This window comes from Streptomyces sp. NPDC021115 (assembly GCF_044333065.1).
GTDB lineage: Bacteria > Actinomycetota > Actinomycetes > Streptomycetales > Streptomycetaceae > Streptomyces.
The window spans coordinates 1-1,626 of the sequence record NZ_JBIRQF010000065.1 but is presented as its reverse complement, the minus strand read 5'-3'; the positions used below and the strand labels follow the sequence as shown (position 1 = coordinate 1,626).

The 1,626-nt window shown below is 69.7% G+C and carries 1 protein-coding gene; it reads right to left on the bottom strand.

The window, feature by feature from the left end; all coding sequences use genetic code 11:
• A partial coding sequence (locus ACH4TL_RS45795; RefSeq protein WP_398332158.1) for an amino acid adenylation domain-containing protein occupies positions 1-1,626 on the bottom strand: 1,626 nt, incomplete at both ends.

The following is a 1,626-nucleotide window of genomic DNA, read 5'->3' as shown; positions in this document are numbered from 1 at the left end:
ACCCCCAACACCTCCGCGAACACCCCGCACAACGCCACCTCACGCGCCGAACGAGGCTCCCGGCCCCCCGCCGACACCAACACCCCGAAATCAGGCACCGGCAACGCACCCCGATCCACCTTCCCGTTCGGCGTCAAGGGAAGCTGGTCCATGGGGACGACGGCCGTGGGGATCATGTGGTCCGGCAGAGTGGCGCGCAGCTGCTCCCGGATGTTCTGGGCGTCGACCTCGCCGCCCTCCTCCGGCACCGCGTAGGCCACCAGGTTGTTCTGCCGGGCGACCACCAGGGCCCGGTGAACTGCCGGATGCGCGGTGAGAGCCGCTTCGATCTCGCCGGGCTCGATGCGGAAGCCCCGGACCTTGACCTGCTGGTCCGTCCGGCCGAGGAACTGAAGGGCACCGTCGGCGGTCCAGCGGGCGAGGTCGCCCGTGCGGTACATGCGTTCGCCGGTCGCACCGAAGGGGTTGGCGACGAACCGCTCGGCCGTCACTCCCGGCCGTCGCAGATAGCCGTCGGCCAACTGGGCCCCGGCGATGTACAGCTCACCGGGTACGCCGGGAGCCAGCGGGCGCAGCGCGGCGTCGAGCACATACAGGCGAGTGTTCCAGACCGGCCGGCCGATGGGCACGACCCCCGAGTCGGCGACGCTGTGCCAGGACGTGACATCCACCGCGGTCTCGGTCGGGCCGTAGAGATTGTGCAGTTCCGCGTGGGGCAGCGTGCGGTGGAACTGAGCGGCCAGGTCCGCCGGAAGCGCTTCTCCGCTGCACATCACCCGGGACAGGGTCGTGCAGAGCCCGGCGGACGCGTCGGCGAGGAACGCGTCCAGCATGGACGGCACGAAATGGACGGTCGTGACACCCTCGGCCTGGATCAGCCGGCTCAGATACGCCGGGTCCTTGTGGCCTCCGGGCTCCGTCACCACCAGGGTGGAGCCGGTGACGAGCGGCCAGAAGAACTCCCACACGGAGACGTCGAAGCTCGCCGGTGTCTTTTGGAGGACCCGGTCGTCAGGACCGAGACGGTACTCGTCCTGCATCCACAACAGTCGGTTGACGATGGCCCGGTGCGGAACAACGACCCCCTTGGGACGCCCCGTGGAACCCGAGGTGTAGATCACGTAGGCGGGAAGGCTCGGGTCCTGCGCGACGGCCGGGTCCATGGCCTCGCCGTCCCTCAGCCCCCTGAGGAGATCAAGGTCGTCGATCGTGTACGTGGGCTCCGCGTCACGGCTCATGAACTCCGTACGCTCGGCTGGATAGTCCAGGTCCAGCGGCAGATACGCGGCCCCTGCCTTGTGGGTGGCCAGAAGCGCGACGACCAGCTCAGCCGACCTCGGCAGCGCCACGGCCACCGTGTCGCCCGGCCGGACTCCCTGACCGATGAGCCAGTGGGCGATGCGGTTTGCCCAGGCGTTGAGCCGCGCGTAGCTCAACCGCGTGTCACCCGCGACCAGAGCCGTGGCCTGGGGGGTCCGCACCACCTGCGCAGCGAACAACTCCGCGACGGTCACCGTCAGCACGTCCCGGCCGGTGTCGTTCCAGGCGCGCAGGAGTTGGTGGCGTTCGTCGGGGGTGAGGATGTCGGCCCGGCTGACCGGCGCCTCCGGATCCGTGGTCACCTGC